At 64.1% G+C, this 26,389-nt stretch carries 27 protein-coding genes and 1 tRNA gene; 6 read left to right on the forward strand and 22 right to left on the reverse strand.

All coding sequences use genetic code 11. The annotated features are described in order from the left end of the window. Positions 1 to 2: 2 nt before the first annotated feature. Together dtpA and BKX93_RS09600 are read right to left on the reverse strand one after the other, a co-directional pair. Complete coding sequence (gene dtpA, locus BKX93_RS09595) at positions 3 to 1,490, reverse strand: dipeptide/tripeptide permease DtpA (RefSeq protein WP_046166439.1); 1,488 nt, start codon at positions 1,488 to 1,490, stop codon at positions 3 to 5. A 435-nt stretch (positions 1,491 to 1,925) separates the two neighbouring features. Beyond that, positions 1,926 to 2,843 (reverse strand): LysR family transcriptional regulator, encoded by a 918-nt coding sequence (locus tag BKX93_RS09600; protein WP_052729065.1) that lies wholly within the window; start codon positions 2,841 to 2,843, stop codon positions 1,926 to 1,928. Between the two features lie 122 nt (positions 2,844 to 2,965). Between BKX93_RS09600 and lysA the strand changes: the two genes are divergently transcribed. Then, positions 2,966 to 4,195: a diaminopimelate decarboxylase gene (gene lysA / locus BKX93_RS09605; protein WP_070979626.1), complete on the forward strand. Its 1,230-nt coding sequence runs from the start codon at positions 2,966 to 2,968 to the stop codon at positions 4,193 to 4,195. A gap of 75 nt (positions 4,196 to 4,270) precedes the next feature. Here lysA and BKX93_RS09610 read toward each other — a convergent pair whose 3' ends face one another. Continuing rightward, positions 4,271 to 4,585 (reverse strand): BON domain-containing protein, encoded by a 315-nt coding sequence (locus BKX93_RS09610; RefSeq protein WP_070979628.1) that lies wholly within the window; start codon positions 4,583 to 4,585, stop codon positions 4,271 to 4,273. Between the two features lie 201 nt (positions 4,586 to 4,786). On the opposite strand from BKX93_RS09610, the gene mltA reads away from it, so the two are divergent. Continuing rightward, on the forward strand, positions 4,787 to 6,046 hold the full coding sequence (mltA, locus tag BKX93_RS09615) for a murein transglycosylase A (RefSeq protein WP_046166442.1): 1,260 nt from the start codon (positions 4,787 to 4,789) through the stop codon (positions 6,044 to 6,046). A 53-nt stretch (positions 6,047 to 6,099) separates the two neighbouring features. Here the strand turns inward: mltA and BKX93_RS09620 are convergent, their stop codons facing one another. From BKX93_RS09620 to gmk, 12 genes are all read right to left on the reverse strand, one after another. Beyond that, complete coding sequence (locus BKX93_RS09620) at positions 6,100 to 6,354, reverse strand: hypothetical protein (protein ID WP_070979630.1); 255 nt, start codon at positions 6,352 to 6,354, stop codon at positions 6,100 to 6,102. Positions 6,355 to 6,454: 100 nt separating this feature from the next. Next, positions 6,455 to 7,195: a DUF1223 domain-containing protein gene (locus BKX93_RS09625; RefSeq protein ID WP_070979631.1), complete on the reverse strand. Its 741-nt coding sequence runs from the start codon at positions 7,193 to 7,195 to the stop codon at positions 6,455 to 6,457. 205 nt (positions 7,196 to 7,400) lie between these two features. Beyond that, a tRNA-Ile gene (locus BKX93_RS09630) sits at positions 7,401 to 7,479 on the reverse strand. A gap of 92 nt (positions 7,480 to 7,571) precedes the next feature. Further along, on the reverse strand, positions 7,572 to 9,500 hold the full coding sequence (gene rpoD / locus BKX93_RS09635) for an RNA polymerase sigma factor RpoD (RefSeq protein ID WP_046155545.1): 1,929 nt from the start codon (positions 9,498 to 9,500) through the stop codon (positions 7,572 to 7,574). Between the two features lie 77 nt (positions 9,501 to 9,577). Further along, positions 9,578 to 11,377, reverse strand: coding sequence for a DNA primase (gene dnaG, locus BKX93_RS09640; RefSeq protein ID WP_070979632.1), 1,800 nt, complete (start codon positions 11,375 to 11,377; stop codon positions 9,578 to 9,580). A gap of 17 nt (positions 11,378 to 11,394) precedes the next feature. Beyond that, positions 11,395 to 11,841 carry a GatB/YqeY domain-containing protein gene (locus BKX93_RS09645; protein ID WP_021478759.1) on the reverse strand — a complete coding sequence of 149 codons (447 nt, stop codon included), beginning with the start codon at positions 11,839 to 11,841 and terminating at the stop codon, positions 11,395 to 11,397. Positions 11,842 to 11,953: 112 nt separating this feature from the next. Beyond that, positions 11,954 to 12,166, reverse strand: a complete 213-nt coding sequence (gene rpsU / locus BKX93_RS09650) for a 30S ribosomal protein S21 (RefSeq protein WP_021478758.1) — start codon at positions 12,164 to 12,166, stop codon at positions 11,954 to 11,956. A 162-nt stretch (positions 12,167 to 12,328) separates the two neighbouring features. Further along, on the reverse strand, positions 12,329 to 13,129 hold the full coding sequence (locus BKX93_RS09655; RefSeq protein WP_046155547.1) for a thiazole synthase: 801 nt from the start codon (positions 13,127 to 13,129) through the stop codon (positions 12,329 to 12,331). Between the two features lie 40 nt (positions 13,130 to 13,169). Beyond that, positions 13,170 to 13,370: a sulfur carrier protein ThiS gene (gene thiS / locus BKX93_RS09660; RefSeq protein ID WP_021478756.1), complete on the reverse strand. Its 201-nt coding sequence runs from the start codon at positions 13,368 to 13,370 to the stop codon at positions 13,170 to 13,172. Between the two features lie 5 nt (positions 13,371 to 13,375). Beyond that, positions 13,376 to 15,532: a RelA/SpoT family protein gene (locus tag BKX93_RS09665; protein ID WP_046155548.1), complete on the reverse strand. Its 2,157-nt coding sequence runs from the start codon at positions 15,530 to 15,532 to the stop codon at positions 13,376 to 13,378. Positions 15,533 to 15,555: 23 nt separating this feature from the next. Next, positions 15,556 to 15,762, reverse strand: a complete 207-nt coding sequence (rpoZ, locus tag BKX93_RS09670; RefSeq protein WP_021478754.1) for a DNA-directed RNA polymerase subunit omega — start codon at positions 15,760 to 15,762, stop codon at positions 15,556 to 15,558. Between the two features lie 81 nt (positions 15,763 to 15,843). Further along, positions 15,844 to 16,476, reverse strand: a complete 633-nt coding sequence (gene gmk, locus BKX93_RS09675; protein ID WP_046155549.1) for a guanylate kinase — start codon at positions 16,474 to 16,476, stop codon at positions 15,844 to 15,846. Positions 16,477 to 16,639: 163 nt separating this feature from the next. Here gmk and BKX93_RS09680 point away from each other — a divergent pair, with 163 nt between their 5' ends. Together BKX93_RS09680 and BKX93_RS09685 are read left to right on the forward strand one after the other, a co-directional pair. Beyond that, the gene (locus tag BKX93_RS09680; RefSeq protein WP_021478752.1) at positions 16,640 to 17,938 is read left to right on the forward strand and encodes an NCS2 family permease; all 1,299 of its coding nucleotides are present in this window, start codon (positions 16,640 to 16,642) and stop codon (positions 17,936 to 17,938) included. 105 nt (positions 17,939 to 18,043) lie between these two features. Next, positions 18,044 to 18,601 carry an adenine phosphoribosyltransferase gene (locus BKX93_RS09685; RefSeq protein ID WP_021478751.1) on the forward strand — a complete coding sequence of 186 codons (558 nt, stop codon included), beginning with the start codon at positions 18,044 to 18,046 and terminating at the stop codon, positions 18,599 to 18,601. Positions 18,602 to 18,724: 123 nt separating this feature from the next. On the opposite strand, the gene BKX93_RS09690 is transcribed toward BKX93_RS09685, so the two are convergent. From BKX93_RS09690 to BKX93_RS09705, 4 genes are read right to left on the reverse strand one after another with little or no spacing between them, the layout of a single operon-like run. Further along, positions 18,725 to 19,486 carry a hypothetical protein gene (locus BKX93_RS09690; protein WP_070979634.1) on the reverse strand — a complete coding sequence of 254 codons (762 nt, stop codon included), beginning with the start codon at positions 19,484 to 19,486 and terminating at the stop codon, positions 18,725 to 18,727. Between the two features lie 23 nt (positions 19,487 to 19,509). Then, positions 19,510 to 19,788, reverse strand: a complete 279-nt coding sequence (locus tag BKX93_RS09695) for an HAAS signaling domain-containing protein (RefSeq protein WP_070979636.1) — start codon at positions 19,786 to 19,788, stop codon at positions 19,510 to 19,512. 29 nt (positions 19,789 to 19,817) lie between these two features. After that, positions 19,818 to 20,924: a DUF1700 domain-containing protein gene (locus BKX93_RS09700; protein WP_052717296.1), complete on the reverse strand. Its 1,107-nt coding sequence runs from the start codon at positions 20,922 to 20,924 to the stop codon at positions 19,818 to 19,820. Continuing rightward, entirely contained in the window at positions 20,921 to 21,262 is a 342-nt protein-coding gene (locus BKX93_RS09705) for a PadR family transcriptional regulator (protein WP_021478747.1), read from the reverse strand. The genes BKX93_RS09700 and BKX93_RS09705 overlap by 4 nt, the downstream gene beginning before the upstream one ends. A gap of 283 nt (positions 21,263 to 21,545) precedes the next feature. Between BKX93_RS09705 and BKX93_RS09710 the strand changes: the two genes are divergently transcribed. Together BKX93_RS09710 and BKX93_RS25110 are read left to right on the forward strand one after the other, a co-directional pair. Then, positions 21,546 to 22,607, forward strand: coding sequence for a patatin-like phospholipase family protein (locus tag BKX93_RS09710; protein ID WP_046155611.1), 1,062 nt, complete (start codon positions 21,546 to 21,548; stop codon positions 22,605 to 22,607). Between the two features lie 75 nt (positions 22,608 to 22,682). After that, positions 22,683 to 22,838: a hypothetical protein gene (locus BKX93_RS25110; protein ID WP_160298904.1), complete on the forward strand. Its 156-nt coding sequence runs from the start codon at positions 22,683 to 22,685 to the stop codon at positions 22,836 to 22,838. A gap of 72 nt (positions 22,839 to 22,910) precedes the next feature. Here the strand turns inward: BKX93_RS25110 and arcC are convergent, their stop codons facing one another. From arcC to BKX93_RS09725, 3 genes are all read right to left on the reverse strand, one after another. Further along, positions 22,911 to 23,855 carry a carbamate kinase gene (arcC, locus tag BKX93_RS09715; protein WP_031296900.1) on the reverse strand — a complete coding sequence of 315 codons (945 nt, stop codon included), beginning with the start codon at positions 23,853 to 23,855 and terminating at the stop codon, positions 22,911 to 22,913. Between the two features lie 108 nt (positions 23,856 to 23,963). Next, positions 23,964 to 24,974 (reverse strand): ornithine carbamoyltransferase, encoded by a 1,011-nt coding sequence (locus tag BKX93_RS09720; RefSeq protein ID WP_046155552.1) that lies wholly within the window; start codon positions 24,972 to 24,974, stop codon positions 23,964 to 23,966. A 135-nt stretch (positions 24,975 to 25,109) separates the two neighbouring features. Then, positions 25,110 to 26,342: an arginine deiminase gene (locus tag BKX93_RS09725; protein ID WP_046155553.1), complete on the reverse strand. Its 1,233-nt coding sequence runs from the start codon at positions 26,340 to 26,342 to the stop codon at positions 25,110 to 25,112. Between the last annotated feature and the right edge of the window lie 47 nt (positions 26,343 to 26,389).

Genomic DNA, 26,389 nt, shown 5'->3' on the forward strand with positions numbered 1-26,389 from the left:
GCTCAGCGGGCGTCCAACGCCATTTCATGTTCCGGATGCTCCGGCTTCTCGTCCAGCGTCATCCGGTGCAGCCACGGCGCGATGATGATGGTCACGATCGCGATCGCGCCGGTCACCACGCCGATCTGGGTGAACACGCGGCTGTAGATCTCCAGCGTGGCCAGCGGGCTGGTGACGTTGTCCGGCGCGGCGGTCAGGCCCGCCACCCAGCCGGCGATCACCGACGACGCGGCCGAGGTCAGGAACCATGCGCCCATGATGAAGCCCATCAGGCGCTGCGGCACCAATTGCGCCACCATCGCCAGGCCCAGGCCGGAGATCAACAGCTCGCCCACGCTCTGCAGCAGATAGCTCAGCACCATCCAGTTGGACGACACCAGGCCCTGGGCGTTGGCGTACTTGGCGCCCAGCGGCAGCACCAGGAAGGCGCCGGCGCACAACACCATGCCGATCGCGAACTTGTGCGGCATCGGCAGGCGGTTGCCCAGCGTGTTGTAGCAGAGGGCGAGCAGCGGGCTGGCCAGCATGATCCAGAATGGATTCAGCGACTGGAACTGCTCCGGCTGCACCGGGATGCCGAATAGCGTGTGCTCGGTGTTGTGGATGGCGAAGAAGTTCAGCGACAGCGGCATCTGGTTGTACAGCACGAAGAATACCGTCGCCTGCAGCATCAGGATGGCGGCCACGATCATCTTCTTGCGCTCGGCGCCCTTCAGCAGCAGCGTTTCCTTCACATACAGGCCCACCACGCCGATGGACAGCGCGGCCAGCACCACGTTGGCGATGATCTCGTGCTTCAACAGCAGCGCGGCGGCGGCGCAGGCGACCACCACGCCGGCCAGCACCGCCAGCCAGGTGGACAGCTTGGGCGTGCGGAAGTCGGCGTCGGAACCGTATTCCTTCACCCAGCCTTGCATCAGGATGAAGTTGGCGACGGTGATCAGCATGCCCACCACCGACAGCGCGAAAGCGTGGGCGTAGCCGAACTTGTCGGCCAGCCACGGCGTGGCCAGCATCGACAGCAGAGAACCGATATTGATCGCCATGTAGTACATGGTGAACGCGCCGTCCAGGCGAGGATCGTTCTCCTCGTAGCACTTGGACAGCAGCGACGACGGGTTGGCCTTGAACAGGCCGTTGCCCACCGCGATGGTGCCCATGCCCAGGTACAGCAGGCTGATGTGGTCGGCCGACGCGGTGACCATCGCGTAACCGGCGGTCAGCACCAGCGCGCCCAGCAGAATGGTGCGCTTGGTGCCCAGCACCTTGTCGCCCAGCCAGCCGCCGACGGCGATCAGGCCGTACACCAGCGCGATGAAAGACGAAAACAGCGTGAAGGAGTCAGCCTCGCGCAGGCCCAGGGCCTTCACCAGGTAGACGGCCAGGATGCCCTGCAAGCCGTAGAAGCCGAAACGCTCCCAGAATTCGATCGAGAAGATCAGGTAGAACGGCTTGGGCTGGCGCAAGGGATTGAGCGCAGACGACGTCATTATGGGTTCCTTGTAATCAGAACTGCCGCGGACCCGGGAAAAAATCCTGCATGGCGGAATGACGGTAAGACAGGCACCCGCGGCGCCGGCCGTTGCCAGTCACGCCAGGGTGAGACAGACAGTGGTCACTACTGAAAAATAAGGCAAACTCATGCCATCATTCAAAAAAGCATGGCAAATAGCGCTTTTGCTCTATGAAAGATAGCGTCCAGGAACTATTGATGAACGAAGTAGTCGGACCTGTCAATGCGGGGAGAAGAAATCAGGCGCGAATACCCGCATGGCAAGGACGGCATTCGAGAATGCGACAGTATTTTACAAATCAGAATGCTGCCAAACTGGTTAATGCAAGAACAAATGCAGTTCATTGACATATTTAAGCAATATAATTGCTTTTATATCAAGACAACATTCATTCCCCGCCAATTCCCGTCCTCACCCGCGCAAAGCCGCCAGCCTGCTGTCCAGCTCGCTCCCCCGCCGGCGCAAGGCATCCACGAAACGCAGCGGCAACGGCGACACCGGACGGAACTGCGGCAACACCAGCTGCACCGAAAACGGAATGGCTTCGGCCAGCGGCCTTACCGCCACCCCTCTGCCCGCCTCGGCCAGCGCCGTCAAAGGATTGACGATGGCCACCCCCAGGCCCAGCCTCACCATCTCGCAAACCGAAGCCGCGCTATGGCTGGACAGCTGCAGCCGCCGCGCCACGCCTTCGCGCGCGAACCAGGCGTCCACCTGCTGCCGGTAGCTGTCGCTGGCCGCCAGGCTGATGAAGGACAGGCCGTCGAAATCGCGCGCGTCCAACCTGCGCTTTTCCGCCAGCGGATGCGTCGCCGGCAGCACGCACAGCTCGTCCCCCTGCCATAAAGGCTGCGCCAGGCAGCCAGCCGGAGCCTGCTGCTGCTCGGTCAGGCCCAGGTCGAAACGCTGCGCGGCCAGCCATTCCTCCAGCCACGGCGACTCCTGCGGACAGATGTCCACGCCGACATCGGGAAAATCGGCGGCGAAATCGGCGCAAGCCGCCGGCAACAAGGCCTGCGCAAACACTGGCAGGCAGGCGATGGCCAATTGGCCGCCGGCGAACCGGCGGATGGCATCCGCGCTGGCGACGATGCGCTCCAGGCCGACGAAGCTGCGCTCCACCTCGGCGAACAGCTGCAATGCCTGCTGGGTGGGCCGCAACCGGCCGTGGCCGCGCTCGAACAGGGCCAAACCCACCAGCTGCTCGCAGCGCGCCAGCTCGCGGCTGACCGTCGGTTGCGAGGTATGCAGCAAGCGCGCGGCGCCGCTGACGCTGCCGCTGGTCATCACCGCCCGGAATACCTCGACGTGACGCAGATTGATCGACACGGCCACTCCCGTTTCCTGAATTCAATCCATATCATAAATGAAAGGACTGGCAACAAATTGCTATTTTATTTTTGCATCCTGTAGGCGGATCATAGCTTGAAACCCCAACCGGAATAGCCGCCATGCACGCTTTCGACCACCACCAGCTCGCCGACATCGCCCGCCGGCACGGCACCCCGCTATGGGTCTACGATGCCGGGGCCATCCGCCAGCGCATCGCTCAGCTTAAGGCGTTCGATACCATACGCTACGCGCAGAAGGCCAACTCCAACACCCACATCCTGCGGCTGATGCGCGCCGAGGGCGTGAAGGTGGACGCGGTGTCGCTGGGCGAGATCGAACGCGCGCTGGCCGCCGGCTACCGCGCCGGCAGCGAGGACGCCGACATCGTGTTCACCGCCGACGTGCTGGACCGGCCGACGCTGGCCAGGGTGGTGGCCGAGAACATTCCGGTCAACGCCGGCTCCATCGACATGCTGCGCCAGCTGGGCGAAGCCGCGCCCGGCCATCCGGTATGGCTGCGCATCAATCCCGGCTTCGGCCACGGCCACAGCCAGAAAACCAACACCGGCGGCGAAAACAGCAAACACGGCATCTGGCACGGCGACCTGGACGAAGCGCTGCAGGCCATCCGCCAGTTCAAGCTGCGGCTGGTGGGCGTGCACATGCACATCGGCTCCGGCGTCGACTACGGCCACCTGGAGCAGGTGTGCGGCGCCATGGTGGACCTGGTGGCGAAGCTGGACTGCGACATCGCAGCCATCTCCGCCGGCGGCGGCCTGTCCATCCCCTATCGCGACGGCGAGCCGCGCATCGACACCGGGCATTATTTCCAATTATGGGACGCCGCCCGCCGGCGGATCGCCGAGCGCCTCGGCCATCCTGTGCGGCTGGAAATCGAGCCCGGCCGCTTCCTGGTGGCAGAATCCGGCGCGCTGCTCACCGAAGTGCGCGCGGTGAAGAATATGGGGAGCCGCCGCTTCGCGCTGGTGGACGCCGGCTTCAACGACCTGATGCGGCCCTCGCTGTACGGCAGCTACCACCACATCACCGTGCTGGACGCCGACGGCCATGAAAAAACCGGCGCGGAGGATACCGTGGTGGCCGGGCCGCTGTGCGAATCCGGCGACGTGTTCACCCAACAGGAAGGCGGCACCGTGGAAACCCGGCCGCTGCCGCCGGCGGCGGTCGGCGACCTGATGGTGTTCCATGACGCCGGCGCCTATGGCGCATCGATGTCGTCCAATTACAACAGCCGGCCGCTGCTGGCCGAGGTGCTGGTGGATGGCGGCGAGCCCAGGCTGATCCGCCGCCGCCAGACCATGGCCGAGCTGCTGGCGCTCGAAGCCTGAGCGGCCCAACGCAGGACGCAAAAAAGCCGGACGTCGTCCGGCTTTTTCGCACATTCCGTCAAACCCGGGCCGGAATCAGCCCTTCTGTTCCATCTTGTTGATGACGAACTTGACGCCCGGCACCTTCTCGGCGGCCTGGCCGGCCTTGAACATCTGCTGGTCGTCGGTCATCACGCCTTCGATCGTCACTTCGCCCTTCTTGCTGGACACCTTCAGGTCCAGCGGCTTCAGCTCCGGCTCGGCGTCCAAAACCTGTTTGACGCTGATAGCCAACTGTTCGTCGGTCGGCGCGGCCACCGCCGCGTCGTCGGCATAGACTGCATGGGCGGCGAAAGCGCCGGAGCAGGCCAGAGCGGCCAACAGCAGGGTGCGGCTTGCGATTCGTTTCATCGTTTTCTCCAAATTTCTCGCGACGATGGCCGTTCGGCACCCGCGCCGACGGCCATATCCATGGGACCCGTCCATGTTAACGATGAAACTTTTCGGTTTTGTTTCAGCTCCATGACTTCACATCTGCCCGGCATCACGCCGGGCCGTCCATCAGGTTACAATCCAGACCATCTACCACGGGAAGGCCATCCGGCCCCAAGCATGAAGCAGACACTGTTCAAGAAAAGCTGGCCGCTATGGCTGGCCTTGCTGGCGCTGGCCGGCTGCACCACCACCTCGTCCGTCGTTCCCGACCGCCCGGCTCCCGGCATCTCTGCCGGAGCCGACAGCGCCAGCCCGGCCGCCCTTCCCGCCTGGAACGATCAGGCCGTCGGCGACACGATCCAAGGCCTGCGCCAAAGCTGCCGGACCCTGCAGAAGAAACCAGCCTGGAGCGGCGTCTGCCGCGAGGCCGGCGCGCTGGCGGACAATGACGCCGACGCCGCGCGCCGCTTCTTCGAAAACCGCTTCACCGCCTGGAAGCTGCGCGACGGCGGCCGCGACAGCGGCCTGATCACCGGTTACTACGAGCCGCTGCTCAACGGCAGCCTCAACCGCTCCGAACGCACGCCGTGGCCGGTCTACGGCGCGCCGCGCGACATGGTCAGCGTCGACGTGCCGATGAGCCAGCGCAATCGCGGCGTGCTGCGCGCCAAACAGACCGGTCCCGGCCGGCTGGCGCTGGCAGCAGGCGGCAATATCGAAATCAACCCGGCCGACTTCCCCGCCGATCCGCGCGGCATCCGCATGAAGGGCAGACTGTCCGGCTCCCGCCTGCTGCCCTACTTCACCCGCGGCCAGATCAACCAGGGCAGCATCGCCGGCAGCGCGCCGGTGATCGCCTGGGTAGAGGATCCGGTGGAGCTGTTCTTCCTGCAGGTGCAGGGCTCCGGCCGCATCCAGCTGGACGACGGCAGTTTCCTGCACGTCGGCTTCGCCGACCAGAACGGCTATCCCTACCAGTCGATAGGAAAATGGCTGGTGGACAAGGGCGAAATGACGCTGGGGCAGGCATCGATGCAGGGGATCAAGGATTGGCTGGCGAAAAACCCGCAGCGCCGCGACGAGCTGCTGGCGGTCAACCAGAGCTACATCTTCTTCAAGCAATTGCCCGGCGACAACGGCGGGCCGATCGGCGCATTGGGCGTACCGCTGACCGGCGGCTACAGCATCGCGGTGGACCCGCGCTACATCCCGCTGGGCGCGCCGGTCTATCTGTCCACCACCTGGCCCCACTCCAGCGAGCCGCTGACCCGGCTGGTGCATGCCCAGGATACCGGCAGCGCGATCAAGGGCGCGCTGCGCGCCGACCTGTTCTGGGGCTACGGCACCGAGGCCGGCATGTACGCCGGCCGGATGAAGCAGCAAGGCAGCCTGTGGCTGCTGCTGCCCAAGGGCTTGTCACCCGGCGCCGCGCTGTAACGCGCATCCCGGCAAACGGAGTCCACGGGCTCCGTTTTGGTTTTAAAGCCGGCTCAGGCCGCCAGCGCGCGCGGCTGGCGGCGGGCGACGATAATGGGCGGAACAAGCGCGGCCGGCGCAGCCTCGCCGCCTTCCCGCTCCTCCTCGCGGCTCAAGGCGCTCTCCAACGCCCGGCTGGCCAGGAACAGCGCGCGCACCACTTCCGGCTGCCGGAGAACGGCGTGTTGCGACAACAGCTCGCCACTGAGCGGATCCACTCCAATGGCGAGGGCTTCCACTATGCTGCGGGCTTCGGCTGGCGACATCATGCAGGCTCCTCGGACTGATGGAACGACAATCCATGCCGCGAATATCGTGGCTGGACCCCGCATAGGATCGGCATTCCCGGCGAAAAACGCACCTGTCTGTTCAGCCACCTGCACAATGCGCGGCCAGCGCCTGGCGCACCCGCCCCCGCTCGTCCTCCAGCCAGACCGCCGCGCCGCTGGCGCCCGGCCTCTGGCCAACGGCGAAGCGCAAGTGCAATTTCAGCGTCGTTTTGGCGCCGCTCAGCGGAAAAGGACCGGCCAGGGTCCGCGCCACCGCGTCGTGCCTCAACAGCCTGCCCTCGTTCTCTCCCGCGCTCACCCGGCTTTGCAGGCCGTCCTCGAACAGCGCCAGCATCAGACGCAGCGGCGGCTCGCCGGGCCCGAGAACGGCCTCTGCCTCGATGTCCAGGCCATCCCCCGCTTGCCGCCCCCTCACCCGCAGCGCGGCACCCGCCTGCCCGCCGGGAAGGCTAGCCCGCAGGCCATCGTAGCCAGAGAAACGCCAATCGTGTCCATTGACCAGCATCTGCGGAGTGTAAATCAGCGACGATCCGGCCAGCGCCGCGCGCCAGCGTTGGCGCCGCGAATAATCGGGGCTGGCGAAACGGTCGCGCCAGCCCAGGCCATCCCAGTAATCGACATGGAAAGCCAGCGGCACCACCCGCTTCGCGTCCAGCCCCGCCATGGCAAGCCCGGACAGCCAGCTTTCGGCCGGCGGGCAACTGCTGCACCCCTCCGAGGTGTACAGCTCCAGCAGCGACGCCTGCCGGCCGGCCTCCTGCGCCCCGCTCAGGACGCAAGCTCCGGCCGCCTGCGCCGGCTGCGCGAAGATCAACAGCATCCCAGCCCAGCAAATCGTTTTCCAGCACCCCATGGCTCTCTCCCCTGCCGTTTGCAGATTAGTCGCAAACGCCGCGGGTTTCTTGCGTGGGAAGGGTGGATCGTCACCAGGCGGGATACGCCATTCGCTCAAGAAAACGGCGAACGGCCAGCTAGTTTCGGAGAAACAGGAAAAGGGGTTGCGCTTGCGCGCAACCCCTTGTATCTGGTGGGCCCCCCGAGAGTCGAACTCGGCACCAACGGATTATGAGTCCGCTGCTCTAACCAAGCATGAGCTAGAGGCCCTGAAGAGTGGGCGATTATAGCAGGGGAAAAGAAAAATCCCCAAGCCCTTTATTCAAGGAGCTTGGGGATTTCCGGCAATTCAAGCGGTGCGCTTATTGGCCGCCCGGCTCGCTGTCCAGGAAGCTACGCAGACGCTCGGAACGGGTCGGATGACGCAGCTTGCGCAGCGCCTTGGCCTCGATCTGGCGGATCCGCTCACGGGTCACGTCGAACTGCTTGCCCACCTCTTCCAGCGTGTGGTCGGTGTTCATGTCGATGCCGAAACGCATGCGCAGAACCTTGGCCTCGCGCGGGGTCAGCGTGTCCAGCACTTCCTTGGTCGCGTCCTTCAGGCTGGAATACATCGCCGCGTCGGACGGGGCCAGGTTGTTCTGGTCCTCGATGAAGTCGCCGAGATGGGAATCGTCGTCGTCGCCGATCGGGGTTTCCATGGAGATGGGCTCCTTGGAAATCTTCATGATCTTGCGAATCTTCTCTTCCGGCATCTCCATCTTTTCGGCCAGTTCCGCCGGATCCGGCTCGCGGCCGCTTTCCTGCAGGATCTGACGCGAGATGCGATTCATCTTGTTGATGGTCTCGATCATGTGCACCGGGATGCGGATGGTGCGCGCCTGGTCCGCGATGGAGCGGGTGATCGCCTGGCGAATCCACCAGGTGGCGTAAGTCGAGAACTTGTAGCCGCGGCGGTATTCGAACTTGTCCACCGCCTTCATCAGGCCGATGTTGCCTTCCTGGATCAGATCCAGGAACTGCAAGCCTCGGTTGGTGTACTTCTTGGCGATGGAAATCACCAGACGCAGGTTGGCCTCGATCATTTCCTTCTTGGCGCGACGCGCCTTGGACTCGCCGGCCGACATCTGGCGGTTGATTTCCTTCAGCGCCTTGATCGACAGCATCGCCCGGTCCTGCAGATCGGACAGACGGGTCTGCTTCTCGATGATCGCGTGCTTGAAGCGGGTCAGCGCCTCGCTCCAGGCCTTGCCGGAATCGATCTCGCTTTCCACCCAGTCGGTGTTGATCTCGTTGCCCGGGAACACCTTGATGAAGTGGGCGCGGTCCATGCGCACGCGGCTGACGCAGATGTCCTGGATATCGCGCTCGTAAGTGCGGATCTCGTTGACGCGGCCGCGCAGCGACTCACAGAGGCTTTCCACCTGGCGGGTTGCGAAGCGCACCAGCATGAACTCGGTGGTGATCGCGTCCTGCAACTCCTGGTATTCCTTGCTCTGCGGACCCTTGGAGCCCAGCGCCTTGACCATCTTGTCGAACAGCATGCGCACGCCGGCGAAGTGCTCCAGCGCGTGCTGCTTCAGTTCTTCCAGATTGGCCGCGGCGTCGGCGTCGGCGTCGACCTCGCCTTCCTCGTCCTCTTCCTCTTCCTCTTCCTCGTCCAGCAGATCATCGCTGTCCTCGGCTTCGGCGAATTGGGCTTCGTCTTCGGTCGGGGCGTTGAGGTCGATGAAACCGTCCACGACTTCGTCGACGCGGATTTCATCGCGCGACACGCGCTCCATCAGCTCCAGCACCTCGGCGATGGTGCCGGGGCAGGCGGAGATGGCCTGGATCATGTATTTGAGACCGTCTTCGATGCGCTTGGCGATCTCGATCTCACCCTCGCGGGTCAACAGCTCGACCGAGCCCATTTCGCGCATGTACATGCGCACCGGGTCGGTGGTGCGGCCGAATTCGGAATCAACCGAGGACAAGGCCGCCTCGGCCTCTTCCACGGCGTCTTCATCCGCCACCGACGGGGTGGCGTCAGACATCAGCAAGGTTTCGGCGTCAGGCGCTTCCTCGCATACCTGAATGCCCAGACCGGCGATCATCGTGACGATGTTTTCGATCTGCTCGGCGTCGGATACGTCTTCCGGCAGGTGGTCGTTGATTTCGGCGTAGGTCAGATACCCACGCTCTTTGCCCAGGGCGATCAGCTGGCGCAAGCGTTTCCGCTGCTCTTCCAGGCTCATCACCTCTTGTTGGCTGTCCTGCACATCTTTCTGGTTTTCGGGAGAGGCCGCCATTTCGCTTCCTGCTTGAAAAAAAGCCGAAAAAAACAGTTGATTATAACACAACCACTTGAACTTTTCCGCCGAACCCGTTAGTTCGGCAGCGAGAACATTTCCCGCAACAACTGGCCCATCAGAACCTTCTCCTCCGGAGTCAGTCCCTCGTGCCGGTCCTTCAGTTTTAGCCGTTCCAGTTGCTCCGCATGCAGCATTTTGAGCAGCCTGGCGTTGCCATCCTGGAACAGCTGCCGGTCATCGTCGCTGGGGTCGGCGAACTCGTCCGGATCCTGCATCGCCTGTTGCAGCACGCCGTCGATCAAACCCTCGTACGGCGTGCCGCGCAGCCCTTCGATCAATTGCGCGGTATTCGGCGCGTCGCCGTGCTCCAGCACCCGCTCGGCCAGCATCGCGAAGCAGCCCAACTCATCCGACAGCGCCAGGCTGTCCGGCAATTTGACGTCGCCCGCCCATTGCGGATTCATCAGCAGCCACTTGATCAATTTCTTGACCATGGTGGTGTTGACCACCCGCTGCGACTCCGCCGGCAGCCTGTACTCGCGCTTGCCGCCGCCGCGACTGCCGCGCTCGGACCGCTGCGGCTTGCCGCCCCCGGTGAGCATGTCCAGCTCGTCGACATCCACGCCGGCCATTTCGGCCAGCCGCTTGCGTATCATGTAGCCCAGCGCCGGCGCGGCGATCTGGGCCAGCAGCGGCGACGCCTGGCGGATCAGATCCGCCTTGCCTTCCGGCGTGCCGAGATTGACGCCGCGGCACAGCTCGCGGGTGAAATACACCGACAGCGGCAGGCTTTCCTGAACCAACAACTGCTCAAACGCATCGGCGCCGAATTCGCGCACATAGCTGTCCGGATCATGCTCGGTCGGCAGGAACAGGAAGTTCAGCGCCTTGCCGTCCACCAGCTGCGGCAGGCTGTTCTCCAGCGCGCGCCAGGCGGCCTTCTGTCCGGCGGCGTCGCCGTCGAAGCAGAAATACACCTGCTCGGCGTGCTTGAGCAGCTTGCGCACGTGCTCGCCGGTGGTGGCGGTGCCCAATGTGGCCACCGCGTAGCCGATGCCGTACTGCGCCAGCGCCACCACGTCCATATACCCTTCGACCACCAGAACCCGGTTCTTATCCCGTATCGCCTGGCGCCCCTCGTACAGGCCGTACAGCTCGCGGCCCTTCTCGAACAGCGGCGTTTCCGGCGAGTTCAGGTACTTCGGCTCGCCCTTGCCCAACACCCGCCCGCCGAAGCCGACGATGGCGCCGCGCTGGTTGCGGATCGGAAACATCAGCCGGTCGCGGAAACGGTCGTAGCGGCGCCCGCTATCCTCGGCCACGATCACCAGGCCGGCCTCCACCAGCTTGTCGTCCTGGTAGTTGTCGACCGCGGCTTCCAAGTTCTGCCAGCCGTCCGGCGAGTAGCCCAGGCCGAAGCGGGCCGCGACTTCGCCTGACAGCCCCCGCCCCTTGCAATAGGCGACGGCGTTGGCCGCGCCTTTCAGCTCGCGGCGGTAGAAATCGCTGGCCTGCTGCATCAGTTGCTCCAGCGAGACCTGCTTCTCGCGCGCCTTGCGGCTGGCCTCCGGATTGAGGTTGCGCTCGTTCGGCACCTGCATGCCGATGCCCTCGGCCAGCATCTTGACCGCGTCGATGAAGCCGATGCCCTGGTACTCCATCACGAAGCCGATGGCCGAACCGTGCGCGCCGCAGCCGAAGCAGTGGTAGAACTGCTTGCTGGGACTCACCGTAAATGAGGGCGACTTTTCCTTGTGAAAGGGGCAGCAGGCCATATAGTTCTGCCCGCCCCGCTTCAGCGGAACGTAGCGGTCCACCACGTCGACGATGTCGACGCGGGACAGCAGCTGGTCGATGAAATCCTGCGGAATCAAGTCCTGCCGCCTCGGCCTCAGGCGCTCAGCTTGGCTTTGATCAGCGCGGACACCTGCGCCATGTCGGCGCGGCCGGCCAGCTGCGGACGTAGCGCGCCCATCACCTTGCCCATGTCCTGCATGCCGGCGGCGCCGGTATCGGCCACCGCCTTGGCGATCAGCGCCTCGATCTCGGCCTGGGACAGCTGCTGCGGCATATAGCCCATCAGCACGTCCATCTCGGCCTGCTCCTTGTCGACCAGATCCTGGCGCTGGGCGGCCTGGTACTGGGAGATGGAGTCACGACGCTGCTTGATCATCTTGTCCACGACGGCGATGACGCCGGCGTCGTCCAGTTCGATGCGCTCGTCCACCTCTTTCTGCTTGACGGCGGCCAACAGCAGGCGGATCGCGCCCAGCTTGTCGGCTTCCTTGGCTTTCATGGCGGACTTCATGTCGTCGGTGATGCGAACTCTGAGGCTCATGTCGTGCTCACTTGGAAATCAGGCGCTGCGCGGGCAGCGGGGGGAAATTCGGGAGTACAAATGGCAAAACCGCAGGCATGGCCTGCGGTCCTGCTTGATGCCGGAAAAACTCTTAGTAGAGTTTCGGCGGCAGCATTTGGCTGCGGATGCGCTTGTAGTGGCGCTTAACCGCGGCAGCGTGCTTGCGCTTGCGCTCGGTGGTCGGCTTCTCGTAGAACTCGCGAGCGCGCAGTTCGGTCAGCAGGCCAGTTTTTTCCACGGAGCGCTTGAAGCGACGCAGGGCAACTTCAAACGGTTCGTTCTCTTTAACGCGAATAGTCGGCATTTACTTAAGGGTCCTTAGATTTCTTAGGGCGTGGCTAAAGCCGCCGCCTGTAAAAACAGCATTTTAGCAATGTTACTGCATTTGTAAAAGTCTGAAACGACAACGTCAGGTCATCTTGTGGTGTTTTGCGCGGTTTGGCGCGGCCAGCCTGGGCCATGAACATCACGACTTGACGGAAGAAATCACCCCCTCACTAGGAGAACTTGGCACTGCACTATAAAAACGTTTCGGCATCCGGCCGGCGAGATAGGCGGCGCGGCCAGCTTCCACGGCCAATTTCATGGCGTGCGCCATTTGAACCGGATTGCGCGCAGCGGCAATCGCGGTATTCATCAGCACGCCGTCGCAGCCCAATTCCATCGCTATCGCCGCGTCGGACGCGGTGCCGACGCCGGCATCCACGATCACGGGGACATTGGACTGCTCGATGATCAATTGCAGGTTCCACGGATTCAAGATCCCCATGCCCGAGCCGATCAGGCTGGCCAGCGGCATGATCGCGCAGCAGCCGATCTGCTCCAGCTCGCGCGCGACGATGGGGTCGTCCGAGGTATAAACCAAGACATCGAATCCCTCCGCCACCAGCACCTCGGCGGCCTTGAGGGTTTCCTTCACATTGGGGTACAGATTGTTCGGATCCCCCAGCACTTCCAGCTTCACGAAACGATGGTCGTCGAGAAGCTCCCGCGCCAGCCGCAAGGTGCGCACGGCGTCTTCGGCGGAATAGCATCCCGCCGTGTTGGGCAGGAGGTTATACCGGTTTTGCGGCAAAAAGTCCAGCAAATTCGGCTCGTTAGCGTTCTGACCCAGGTTCACGCGCCGTATCGCCGCGGTGACGATTTCGGTGCCGGAGGCATCCAGCGCCGCCGCGGTCTGCTCGAAATCCTTGTATTTGCCGGTCCCCACCAGCAAGCGAGAACCGTACTCTCGGCCGGCTATCACCAGTTTATCGTCCACCTGCATTCCCTTTTCTTCCATTGACGTCAGAACGGCAAGAGCGGACTCAGCCGCCGCCGACCGCTACCACGATTTCCAGTTCGTCGCCGTCGGCCAGCCTCGCCTCGGCGAAGCTGCCGCGGGGCACGATCTCGCCGTTGCGCTCGATCGCGATGCGCTTGCCGGCCAGATCCAGCGCGGCGACCAGCTCCGCGAACGTGGCGATGCCGGCGAAGCTTCTGTCTTCGCCGTTGATGCGTAGATTCATTTGGCTCACTTTCTCTCCACGCGCTGCACCACCGCCAGCTGGCGGACGGCCGCGAGCACGCGCTCCAGGTGCTCCACGCCCTCCACCTGCAGGCGGAAGTGGATATTGAACAGGCTGTCGCCGTCGCGGCTGCTGTCCTGGGTGTCGGCGCTTTCGATATTGGCCGAGGCCTGCGAGATCGCGGTGGCGATGTCGGCCAGCGCGCCGCGCTCGTTGCGCGACAACACGCCGACGGTGACGCCGAACATCCGGTCGCGCTGCGCCTCCCAGTTGACCTCCAGCAGCTTGTCCGGATCGGCGCGGCGCGCGTTCGGACAGCTGACCCGGTGTATCACCAGGCCCTGGCCCTTGGTGATCACGCCCAGGATGTCGTCGCCGGGCAGCGGATTGCAGCAGCTGGACAGCTGCACCATGCCGGCTTCGTTGCCACGAATGGTGATCGGACCGACGCGCACGCCCTCGCCCAGCCGCTCGCCGGCCAGCTCCAGCATCCTGCGCGCCACCACGATGGGCAGCAGCTTGCCGGCGCCGATCTCGGCCAGCGCGTCGTCGAAACCGTGCATCTTTTCGCCGTAGGCGGCGAGATACTCGGCGCGCAGCTCGTCGCTGACCGCCAGCGGCGTCGACGCCAGCGCGCCCACCGCCTGCCTGAGCAGCTTCTCGCCCAGCGCCACCGCCTCCTCGCGCTGCAGGCTCTTCAGATAGTTGCGGATGCCGGAGCGGGCGCGGCCGCTCTGCACGAAGGCCAGCCAGGACGGATTGGGCTTGGCCTGGGTGGAGGTGATGATCTCGACGGTGTCGCCGTTGCGCAAGGCGGAGCGCAGCGGCACCAGCGCGTGGTTGACGCGGGCGGCGATGCAGCGGTGGCCGACGTCGGTGTGCACCGCGTAGGCGAAGTCCACCGGGGTGGAGCCCTGCGGCAGCACCATGATCTTGCCCTTGGGCGTGAACACGTAGACTTCGTCCGGAAACAGGTCGATCTTGATGTGCTCGAGGAATTCGACGGCGTCGTCGCTCTCCTCCTGCATGTCCAACAGCTTCTGCAGCCACTGGTGGGTGCGCTGCTGGGCCGTGTTGACGCCCTCGCCGCTCTTGTACATCCAGTGCGAGGCCACGCCGGCCTCGGCCACGTTGTGCATCTCGCGGGTGCGGATCTGCATCTCCACCGGGGTGCCGTAAGGGCCGAACAGCGTGGTGTGCAGGCTCTGGTAGCCATTGCCCTTGGGAATGGCGATGTAATCCTTGAATTTGCCGGGAATCGGCTTGTACAGGCTGTGCAGCGCGCCCAGCGCCAGATAGCAGGCCGGGATGTCGTTGACGACGACGCGGAAGCCGTAGATGTCCAGCACCTCGGAGAAGGACAGGTGCTTCTCCTGCATCTTCTTGTAGATGCTGTAGAGGTTTTTCTCGCGGCCCTTGATCGTAGCCTCGATATTGCTTTGCACCAGCCGCTGGCTGACGGCCAGCAGTATCTTGTTGACCACTTCGCGGCGGTTGCCGCGCGCCGCGCGCACCGCCTTGGACAGCACGCTGTAGCGGTGCGGGTGCAGATGCTTGAACGCCAAGTCCTGCAGCTCGCGGTAGACCTTGTTCAGGCCGATGCGGTTGGCGATCGGCGCGTAGATTTCCAGCGTTTCCAGCGCGATGCGGCGGCGCTTGTCCTCGCGCATCGAGTCCAGCGTGCGCATATTGTGCAGCCGGTCGGCCAGCTTGACGATGATGACGCGGATGTCGCGCGCCATCGCCAGCACCATCTTGCGGAAGCTTTCGGCCTGGGCGTCTTCCTTGGTCTGGTATTCCAGCCTTTCCAGCTTGGACAGGCCGTCCACCAGATCGGCGACGATCTTGCCGAACTTCTCGATCAGCGTCGGCTTGGTGACGCCGGTGTCTTCCAGCACGTCGTGAAGCAGCGCGGCGGCCAGGCCCTGCACGTCCAGCCGCCAGTCGGTGAGCATGGTGGCCACCGCCAGCGGATGGGTGATGTAGGGCTCGCCGCTCTTGCGGGTCTGCCCCTCGTGCGCCTCGCGGCTGACCTGAAAGGCCAGCCTGAGCATCTCGACGTCTTCCGGCTTGAGATAGCGCGCGGCGCTCTCCAGGAACGCCGCGGCTTCGGAGTCGATCAGGGCGTTGTAGTCGATGCCTGTCTCAATGCCGGTGCCCATCTTCACGCTCCGCGCTGCGTCAATCAGGCCTTGCCGCGGTTCAGGAGTTCTTTGCCTACGTGGCCGGCGGCGATTTCACGCAGGGCGATCACGGTCGGCTTGTGGCGGCCCGGCTCCACGAAGGAGCTGGCGCCGGAAGCCACTTGGCGGGCGCGGTAGGCGGCGGCCAGGGTCAGGTCAAAACGGTTCTGGATGCGGTCCAGGCAGTCGTCAACAGTAATACGGGCCATGATCTCTCTCAGCTAAATGACGGTTACAGGGTTCACTATATCGATTTTCGTCCCGTCCGACACAGCGGGACGGAACTATTTTCATTTCGCGCCGGCGGTGCCCATGCGGCGGAACATGTCGGCCAGGCGGCGGCGCTGCGGGCCGCTCTTCAGGCGCTGCGCGCGGACGATGCTGATCAGGTCCAGCTTGGCGCGCTCGAAATCGTCGTTGACCACGATGTAGTCGTATTCATCGATCTTGTCGATCTCGGCGCGGGCCGAGGCGAGTCGGCGCAGAATCACCTCTTCGGTGTCGGTGTCGCGGCCGCGCAGGCGGCGCTCCAGCTCCTCGATCGACGGCGGCGCGATGAAAATGCCGATGGCGTCGGGGAACACTGCGCGCACTTGTTCGGCGCCCTGCCAGTCGATTTCCAGCAGGATGTCCTGGCCGGCTTCCAGACGGCTTCGTATCCACGGCGCGCTGGTGCCGTAGCAGTTGCCATACACCTCGGCGTGCTCGAGGAAGTCTCCGCGCTCCACCATGGCGTCGAACGCCGAGCGGTCGACGAAGTGATAGTGCTTGCCGTCGACCTCGCCCTTGCGCGCCGCGCGGGTGCTGTAGGACACCGACAGCTCGACGCTGGGCTCAGCCTGCAGCAAGGCGGCCACCAGCGAAGTCTTGCCGGCGCCGGACGGAGCGACCACGATGTAAATGTTCCCGATAAGCTGGCTCATAAATACAAACGTTTGCCGAAGAGTAATTTTTCAGGATATCACAGCGGGGCAGCCATTGTTAAGCGATGACATATTTTCACGTCAAGATTTAGGTGTTTGAGCGCCTAGAGGCCGATAATGCCGCGTTTTCCGAACTCTCGCGATCCGCCCGGAGTCATTCTTCATGCAACTGCTGGAAAGCTTTTTCAAGCTCAAGGAGCACGGCACCACGGTCAAAACCGAGGTGATCGCCGGCTTCACCACCTTCCTGACCATGGCCTACATCATCCTGGTCAACCCGCTGATCCTGTCGTCCACCGGCATGGACCTGAACGCGGTCTTCGTCGCCACCTGCCTGGCCGCAGCCCTCGGCACCGCCATCATGGGCCTGGTGGCCAACTACCCGATCGCGCTGGCGCCCGGCATGGGCCTGAACGCCTACTTCACCTTCAGCGTGGTCAAGGGCATGGGCCTGTCGTGGGAAACCGCACTGGGCGCGGTGTTCATTTCCGGCATCGTGTTCCTGGCGGTCAGCCTGTTCAAGGTGCGGGAGGCCATCGTCAACGCGATTCCGCAGTCGTTGAAATTCGCCATCTCGGCCGGCGTCGGCATGTTCCTCGCCATCATCGCGCTGAAGAACGCCGGCGTGATCGCGCCGCATCCGGAAACCTATCTGACGCTGGGCGACATCCACAAGCCCACCGCGCTGCTGGCCATTTTCGGCTTCTTCCTGATCGTGGCGCTGGAATACCGCAAGGTGCCCGGCTCCATCATCATCGGCATCCTGGTGGTGACCGTGCTGTCGATCGCGCTCGGCCTGTCGCCATTCAAGGGCATCGTCGCCCCGGTGCCGAGCATGGCGCCCACCTTCATGGCCATGGACATCCAGGGCGCGCTGCATGCAGGCCTGATCGGCGTGATCTTCGTGTTCTTCTTCGTCGACCTGTTCGACACCACCGGCACCCTGGTCGGCGTGTCGCACCGCGCTGGCCTTTTGGACAAGGACGGCAAGCTGCCGCGACTGAAGCGCGCGTTGATGGCCGACTCCATCGCCATCACCGCCGGCGCGGCGATGGGCACCTCGTCCACCACCGCCTACATCGAATCCGCCGCGGGCACCGCCGTCGGCGGCCGCACCGGCCTGACCGCCGTGGTGGTGGCGCTGCTGTTCCTGGCCGCGCTGTGGCTGTCGCCGCTGGCCGCCACCGTGCCGGCCTACGCCACCGCGCCGGCGCTGTGCTACGTCGCCGTGCTGATGGCGCGGGGCCTGGCCGAGATCGAATGGAACGACCTGACCGAATCCGCCCCGGCGGTGATGACCGCGCTGGCAATGCCGTTCACCTTCTCGATCGCCGACGGCATCGCCTTCGGCTTCATCAGCTACGCGGTGATCAAGATCCTGGCCGGCCGCTTCTCCGACCTGCGCCCGGCGGTGGTGATCATCGCCGCGCTGTGGATCTTCAAGCTGGCTTTCTTCCACTGAACGCACAATAATCGGCTCATCCGACGGCCTGCCGCTCGCGGCGGGCCGTTTTTTCTGAACGACGCCAGCCGGCACAGTCTTTTGATTTCGAAGTACAATAGGCCCATGGAAAACCTCAGCAATCTCGACTACTCCAGCTATCTGAAGGGCTGGATCCGCACCGTGCCCAACTGGCCGCAACAGGGCGTGATGTTCCGCGACATCACCCCGCTGCTGCAGAATCCGAAAACCTTCCGCATGCTGATCGACATCTACGTCCATCGCTACATGATGGAAAAGGTGGATCTGGTGGCGGGCCTGGACGCGCGCGGCTTCATCATCGGCTCGGTGCTGGCCTACGAGCTGAATGTCGGCTTCGTGCCGATCCGCAAGAAGGGCAAGCTGCCATTCACCACGGTGGAAGAAGAGTACGAACTGGAATACGGCAACGCCGCGGTGGAAATGCACACCGACGCCTGCAAGCCGGGCGACCGCGTGATCCTGATCGACGACCTGGTGGCCACCGGCGGCACCATGATGGCCGGCTACAAGCTGCTCAAGCGCATGGGCGCCGACGTGCTGGAAGCCGCGGCCATCATCGAGCTGCCCGAACTGGGCGGCGGCCAGCTGGTGCGCGACGGCGGCCTGGACCTGTTCACCGTCTGCAGCTACGAAGGCCATTGAGCGCGGCGAGCGCGATTCCCGCCTGCGCATGCTGAAAACGGAGCCGATGGCTCCGTTTTTCATGGCGAAACGAAAAAAGCCCGGCGGGCTTGCCGGGCAAAGGGACACGGAGCCATACCGTAATCAGTTGCGTTCCAGCGACACCTTCACCGCCGAACCGCCCACTCTCAGCTTCAGCGGCGCGCCGGGCGTGTTGGCCCAGTCGCCGCTGACCTTGCTGGCCTGCCCGCTGACCTGGTAATCCAGCTTGGCCTGCCGGTCGGCATGGAAATCCAGATTCACCATCTGGCCTTTGACGTCGACGCCGGCCGCCGGCTGCGCGCCGCGCAGCTTGAGGTCGGCCTTCACCGCCTGCCCTTCCAGCGCCACGCCGCGGGTCGTACCGTCGAATTCCAGGTTCACCGCCTGGCCCTTGGCCTTCAGGTCATCGACGCTGGCATCCACCTCGGCCTTGACCGCGTCGCCACTCAGCGCCACCGCGCCGTAAGCGCCTTTCAGATCCACTTTCAACGCCTGTCCGCGCATCTGCACCGAGGAGAATCGTCCGTTCAGGTCGCCGTCGAACGCCCGCATATCCACGCCCACCTGCTTGCCGGGCTTGACGTTGCCGCGGACTGTCAGCTTGCAACGGTCGCCGACCGGCTTGTTCAGCTTGACCTGGAAGGTCAGATCCCCGCCCATCCGGGTCACCGTCAGCTTGCAGTCGGCGTCGGACCAATTGCGCTTCTCCACATCCAGCTTATAGGGCCTGGCGGCGTCGGCGCTCAGCTCCAGCTTGAGCGCGTCGCCGTTGAAATTCAGCCTGTCGATGCCGGCGGCGTCCTCCGCCCGCGCGGCCGCGCTGCCCAGCAGCAACAGCCCGCAGCCAATCTTGACGATGTTCATCTCGGTTTTCCTCAGCAAGCGTTTCAATTCAGGAACAGCCAGTAGCCGGCCAACGTGGCCGCCAGCGCGGCGGCCAGCGCCAGGCCATGGATGGCCAGCCTCTCTCGGCCGGATCGGCGGGAAAGGCCCGCGGCCAGCTGGCGGGTATCGGCCAGCGCGGCCAGCAAGCGGCTTTCGCTGGCGCGGTCGGCCACCGCGCCGCGGATATAGCCGCGATAATCGCGGAGGATCTTGCGCAATTCGGCTTCCGGCAATTCGACCAGGGTCAGTTGCAACTGTTGCAGGCAGGCATCGTTCTTCATGATCCATACTCCCATCGCAAGTTTAAGGTTCAGGCCGCGGCGTTTTCGCCGCCCTTGCCGGACACCAGTTCAATCTGATACTTCACGTAAGCCACCAGCGCGCGCCAAGTCAGCCGGGTCAGCCACACGCAGAACACCAGCCCCAGCGAGCCGCCGAGCAGCAGCATCAGCCCCACCGCCAGCGCGCTCATGCCTACCGACAGGCCCGGCAGCGCATCGATCTGGATGTGGTCCATCCCGTCCTTCAACTCGATGCTGCGCTCGGAAATCTCCAGCGTGCTGTCGCCATCCTTCAGCGAGATGCTGCCGTTCGGCCCGCTGGCCACCAGTTTCAGCACAGTTCCGCCGGCGGACGCATCCAGCGTCTCCAGGCGTTTGCCGTCGTCGACCCGGGCGGTGAACACGTCCCCGCTGTCCTCGCGCAGCTTCAATTCGCGGATCGCGCCGCCGTCGATGCTTACCTGGCCGTCATCGATCCGGGCCAGCTCGCGCACCGCCGGCTGGCTGGCGTCGACCGCCAGCTTGCCGCCAGACTTGGACACCAGCAGCAGCGCGCCCTGGCTGGTCTTGAGTTCGAAGCGGTCGCCATCGTCCGGCTCCAGCATCAGCAAGCCCTTGTCGAGCCAGACCTGCCCGGAGTGGTCGTCCATCTCGCTGCGCCAGGCCATTTCGGCGCCGCTGTCGCCATAGCGGCCGATATACCAGCCGGAGCCGTCGCTGGTGAACTGCGGCCAGCCGAACAGGCTGTGGCTGCCCCAGGCCAGCACCACCGCCAACCCCGACAGCAGGAAGCCGACCGACGCGATGTAGCCCATGGTCAGAAACAGCAGATAGACCAGCAAGGGGATGGCCAGAATGAAATTCAGCACGCCCAGTCCCGCGATCGACGCCACCACCCGCGTCAGGTTGGCGAAGGAGCGATGCTCCTGCCATTGCCGGTAATGGGTTTGCGCCTTCAGCTCCCGCGCCAGCTTCTGCGGACTGCCCAGCGCCTCCACCACCTCGGCCTCGTCGCGGCCATCGGCCTGCGCGTCGCTGAAATACTCGTCGTAATCGGCGAGGATCTCGCGCACCGCTTCCGGCTTCAGGCCGGACAGCGCTTGCTCCAGCTGCCTCAGGAATTCCTTGCGTGTCATTGTTGCGCTCCCTCTGTCGCTGCCGCCGGGCCACCCCGCAGCACGTTTTCCACTTCGGCCACAAACTCCTGCCATTCCCGTCGCATCGTCTCCAGCTCGCGCCTGCCCGCCTCGGTCAGCTTGTAGTACTTGCGCGATGGGCCCGACGACGACTCCACCAGATAGGTGCTCACCCACGATTCGTTCTGCAGCCTGCGCATCAAGGGGTAGATGGTGCCTTCGCTGATGTCCATGCCCTGCGACAGCTTGCTGACCAGCTCGTAGGCATAGCTGTCGGCCTGGGACAGCGCCGCCAGCACGCACATGTCCAGCGTGCCTTTTTTCAATTGCGTCTTCATTGTTGCCTTCCTCACCGACTGGCAATACACGATACCTTGCATTACAAGGAACATCGGTAAACTGCTGCACCCGGATGTCTGACTGAACTGTATGGCAAGATACCTTGTGTCGCAAGGTATCTTTCATTGTTCTGCGCCATGACATCAGGGATGCGTCTTTTCCGCCACAGCGGCGCGGCTGCATGCTGCGTTGCAAAACGCGGTTTTCCGGCCATACTTCAGCCATGCATTTGTATTTTCCAGCGGCATTTCCCTATGGCAATCCACGATGGAGAAGCATGCGATGGCACAATTCAAACGTCCCTCGATCGCGCTGGTGCTGGGCGGCGGCGCGCCCAACGCCACGCTGATGGCCGGCGCCCTGGTCGCGCTGACCGAAGCCGGCGTCAAGTTCGACATCATTTCCGCCTCCGGCGCCGGCGCCATCGTCGGCCTGCTGTACGCGGCCCCGCGCCAGGGCGATGCCCTGGCGGCGCTGTCCCGGCTGGCCGACATGGGCGTGTCCGACCGGATCTATAGCCTGTTCCCGGTCAACTACAAGGTATTCAACAAGCCCGGCCCGCTGGCCGACGCCTGGCGCTCGCTGCTGTCGAACAACCCCTTTCTGCAGGCGATACAGCAGCAGGCCGACAGCAGCCCGGCCCACCGCCTGTTCGCCGACTGGACCTCGCTCGCGCTGGCCGCGCTGTGCCCCAGCGGCCTCACCTCAGATAGCCAGGGCCTGTGCGCGCACGTGCCCTTCATCGATCAGGTGGTGGATTTCTCCAAGCTGCAGTCGCTGCCGGGCGAGTTCTACCTGAACGCCTACAACGTCAGCCGGGGGGAAATGCGCTGCTGGGACAAGAGCGAAGTCACCCACGAGCATTTCCTCGCGGCGCTGTCCTTTCCCTTCATCTACCCGCCGTACAAGCTGGGAGACGACTATTACATCGAGGGTGCGGCGATAGACACGCTGAACTTCAAGCGGCTGTTCGAGCTGCACCCCCATATCGACTACACCATCGTGTTCGACGTGCTGGGCAGCAGCAAACTGCTGCATCCGCCGCGCAATCTGTACGACGCCTGGGTGCAGTCCATCATCGCGCCGCTGACGGAAATCGCCCGCGACGACCTGCGCCTGTTCGAGGCGCTGCACAACCGCGACGAGCAGGGCCACCCGCGCACCGAGGTGCTGAAGATCAATTTCGACGCCCACATCCGCCGGGAGGGATTCAACGAGGAGCTGGACTGGTCTTACTCCAACCTGTCGCGGCTGTACGATGCCGGCTATCACGCCGGCCAGGACCTGGCGCGGCGCCACGCGCGCGAACTGGGCCTGACGGAGGCATTGCAAATGACTGCGTAGTTGCAACGATTCCAGTCCGCCGGACAGACGGCTAATCTGGACTTCCGCCCACCACTTGAACCAAGGAGACCGGCCATGGCGCATCCCACAGCAGTGAACGACCAGATCACCGACGCCGTCGCGCAGGGCAATGCCAAAGCGCCAGGCGCCGATCCCGAGCCGGAGCGCGACGGCCTGCCGCCCGATCCGGCCGAGCTGGAGGATCTGATCCGTCAGTTGAAGTCGGAATAAGCCGGCCTGCCGCCGGCATGAAAAAGGGCTGCCGTCGGCAGCCCTTTCGCTTGGCGCGGAATCTCTATCCGCTCAGTACCACTCGATGCCAGGCTTGCCGGTGGAGATCACGGTGCCGGCCTCGCCCTTGACGATCTTCTCGATGTCTTCCAGCGCGCCGATCACCGCCTTCTTGCCGGTCAGGCGGGCAAACTCGCAAGCGGCCTCCACTTTCGGCCCCATCGAACCGGCGGCGAAGCCCAGCTTATCCATCTCGTCCGGGTGCGCCTGGCGAATGGCCTTGGCCTCCGGCGTGCCCCAGCCGACGAACACGCTCTTCACGTCGGTGGCGATCACGAAGTAATCGGCATCGATCTCGCGCGCCAGCAGCGCGGACGCCAGATCCTTGTCGATCACAGCCTCCACGCCCACCAGCTTGTCGCCCTGATACATGGTGGGAATGCCGCCGCCGCCGGCCGCGATCACCACCGCGCCCTTTTCGATCAGCCACTTGATCGGCCGCATTTCGAAAATGCGCTTCGGTTTCGGGCTCGGCACCACCCGGCGATAGTACTGGCCGTCGGCCTTCACCGCCCAGCCCTTGTCGGCGGCCAGCTTCTCGGCCTCTTCCTTGGAGTAAACCGGGCCGACGAATTTGGTCGGGTTCTGGAAGGCCGGATCGTTGGCGTCCACTTCGGTCTGGGTCAGGATGGTGGCGATCGGCACCTCGAACGGCAGCACATTGCCCAGCTCCTGCTCTACCATGTAGCCGATCATGCCCTCGGTCTGCGCGCCCAGCACGTCCAGCGGATACGGGGTGACTTTCTCGTCCACGTGGCGGGCGTAGGCATCGTTCTGCAGACCCAGCAGGCCCACTTGCGGGCCGTTGCCGTGGCACATCACCAGGTTGTGGCCCAGCCGGGTCACGGCGGCCAGTTGCTCGGCGGCCACCTTGACGTTGGCGCGCTGATTGTCGGCGGTCATGGCCTCGCCACGACGCTGCAGGGCATTGCCGCCCAAAGCTACGACGACTCGCATAATTCTTCCTTCCTCATTCTTTCAACGACGCCGGCCAAGGCTCCCGGTCAGGAGGCCTTGGCCGGTTGATGTGTGATCGGGCCGGACTGCGCCGGCCCAAGCCCAGGCTTAATCGCCCAGCGTAGCCACCAGGATGGCCTTGATGGTGTGCATGCGGTTCTCGGCCTGCTCGAAGGCGATGCAAGCTTCGGACTCAAACACGTCCTCGGTCACTTCGATGCCGTTGGCCAGTTCCGGATACTGCGCGGCGATTTCCTTGCCCACCTTGGTTTCGCTGTTGTGGTAGGCCGGCAGGCAGTGCATGAATTTCACCTGCGGGTTTTCCGCGGCGGCCATCAGCGCGCTGTTGACCTGGAACGGCTTCAGCAGACGGATGCGCTCGGCCCACACTTCGGCCGGCTCGCCCATCGACACCCAGACGTCGGTGTGGATGAAGTCGGTGCCCTTGACCGCTACCTTGGCGTCTTCGGTCAGCGTGATGCGCGCGCCGGTCTTGACGGCGATCTCGCGGCACTCGGCCACCAGCTCGTCGGTCGGCCACAGGTGCTTGGGCGCGCCGATGCGCACGTCCATGCCCAGCTTGGCGCCGATCACCAGCAGCGAGTTGCCCATATTGTTGCGGGCGTCGCCCAGGTAGGTGTAGCTGATCTGCGAGATCGGCTTGTCGCTGTTTTCCCACATGGTCAACACGTCGGCCAGCATCTGGGTCGGATGCCATTCGTCGGTCAGGCCGTTGTACACCGGCACGCCGGCGAACTTGGCCAGCTCGGTTTCCACCATGTGCTGGTCGAAGCCGCGGTATTCGATGGCGTCGTACATGCGGCCCAGCACGCGGGCGGTATCCTTCATCGATTCCTTGATGCCGATCTGCGAGCCGGACGGTCCGAGGTAGGTGACGTTGGCGCCCTGGTCGTAGCAAGCCACTTCGAAGGCGCAGCGGGTGCGGGTGGAAGTCTTTTCAAAGATCAGGGCGATGTTCTTGCCCTTCAGGTGCTGCTGTTCGGTGCCGGAATACTTGGCGCGCTTCAGGTCGCGGGCCAGGTCGAGCATGTAGCGGATTTCGCGCGGGGTGAAGTCCAGCATGCGGAGGAAGTTACGGTTGCGCAGATTGAAAGCCATGATGTTGCTCCTGATTAGAGTCTGGGCAAGCGGGCCGCCGTCCCCGTGGAGGCAGCGGTCAACCTGTCTTTTTGCAAACAAACTAGATGAGTATTTTCAGCTCCCGGCCGGACTAGCCGGCCGGGTCAAACAGCCTTACACCTTCACTTCGTCGCGGATGATCGGGCAGGTCATGCAGTGGCCGCCGCCGCGGCCGCGGCCCAGTTCGGAGGCCGGGATCTCGATCACTTCCACGCCGTGCTCGCGCATCAGGCGGTTGGTATAGGTGTTGCGGTCGTAGGCCACCACCACGCGGCGGTCCAGCGCCACCACGTTGTTGCCGTCGTCCCATTGCTCGCGTTCGCGCTGGTAGGCGTCGCCGCCGGTCTGGATCACGCGGATTTCCTTCAGGTTCAGCGCCTCGCGCACCACGTCCACCAGCTTCACGCCCTCGTGGCGTTCGAAGACGACCTCGCCTTCGCGGTCGCCGGCGTACATGCTGGTGCAAGTGATTTCATCCACCACGTCCGGGAATACCGACAGCAGGTCGATGTCGAGGAAGCTGAAGACGGTGTCCAGGTGCATCGCGGCGCGGGACTTGGGCATCTGGCAGGCGATCACGCGTTTGGCGCCGCCCTCGCGGTGCAGCACGCGCTTGGCAACCTGCACCACCGCCTGCGGGCTGGTGCGCTCGCCCATGCCGATCAGCACCACGCCGTTGCCGATGGGCATCACGTCGCCGCCTTCCAGTGTGGCCGCGCCGTGATCGCTGTCGCAGCCGCCCCACCAGATATTGACCTTGCCCGCGAAGTACGGGTGGAACTGGTAGATCGATTGCAGGATCAGCGTTTCCTGCCGACGGGCCGGCCAGTACATCGGGTTCAGCGTCACGCCTTCATAGATCCAGCAAGACGGGTCGCGCTGGAACAGGCTGTTCGGCACCGGAGGCAGCACGAAGTCGGAGCGGTCCAGGTAGCCGCCGAACAGGCCTTTCGGGTCGAACGGCAGCTCGAACTTGGCGATGCCGCCCACCAGGTGGTCGGCCAGCTGCGACGACGGCATTTCGTTCAGCCAGCTGCGCAGGTCGGACAGCATGCCGATGCCCACGTTGTCGGCCTTGACCTTGCGGTCCAGGACCCAGTTGCGGGCGGCCTTGTCGTCCAGAACCTTGGCCAGCGCGTCGTGCACCTCGATCACTTCGATGCCGCGGGCGCGCATCTGCTCGACCATGTAGGCATGGTCCTTCTGCGCGCGCTCCACCCAGATCACGTCGTCGAACAGCAGGTCATGGCAATTGTCGGGGGTCAGGCGCTTGTGGGCGAGGCCGGGACGGCACACCATCACGGTGCGCAACTTGCCGCATTCAGAATGAACACCAAACTTGGTCATAACGCTACTCCTTGAGTCTTGTCTGACTTCGGGGGCGGGCATCCGCC

Origin of the sequence: Chromobacterium vaccinii, assembly GCF_001855275.1 — a bacterium.
Lineage (GTDB): Bacteria > Pseudomonadota > Gammaproteobacteria > Burkholderiales > Chromobacteriaceae > Chromobacterium > Chromobacterium vaccinii.